The sequence below is a fragment of the Citrobacter sp. VF227 genome, from assembly GCF_052950715.1.
The window spans coordinates 1-567 of the sequence record NZ_JBRFVF010000196.1; the positions used below are offsets into that span (position 1 = coordinate 1).

Sequence of the window (567 nt, forward strand, 5' to 3'; positions counted from 1 at the left end):
TCTACGCGCTGGTGGTCATCACCATCCTCGCCTACCTCGTGTGGCTGCACCACTTCTTCACGATGGGCTCGGGCGCGGACGTGAACTCGTTCTTCGGGATCACGACCATGATCATCTCGATCCCGACGGGCGCGAAGATCTTCAACTGGATGTTCACGATGTACCGCGGCCGCATCGAATTCACCGCGCCCGTGCTGTGGACGATCGGCTTCATGGTGACGTTCACGCTCGGCGGGATGACGGGCGTGATGATGGCGATTCCGGGCGCGGACTTCGTGCTGCACAACAGCCTGTTCCTGATCGCGCATTTCCACAACGCGATCATCGGCGGCGTCGTGTTCGGCTATCTCGCCGGCTTCCATTACTGGTTTCCGAAGGCGTTCGGCTTCAAGCTCGACGAGAAGCTCGGCAAGCGCGCGTTCTGGTGCTGGTTCATCGGCTTTTACGTGTCGTTCGTGCCGCTGTACGTGCTCGGCTTCATGGGCATGACGCGCCGCCTGAACCATTACGACAACCCCGCCTGGCATCCGTGGCTCATCGTCGCCGCGTGCGGCGTCGCGTTGATCG

1 protein-coding gene is annotated in these 567 nt (G+C 61.6%); it reads left to right on the plus strand.

All coding sequences use genetic code 11. From position 1 onward, the window contains the following. Positions 1-567: cbb3-type cytochrome c oxidase subunit I (locus tag ACU8YC_RS25865; protein WP_446896091.1), on the plus strand; the 567-nt coding region annotated here is incomplete at both ends.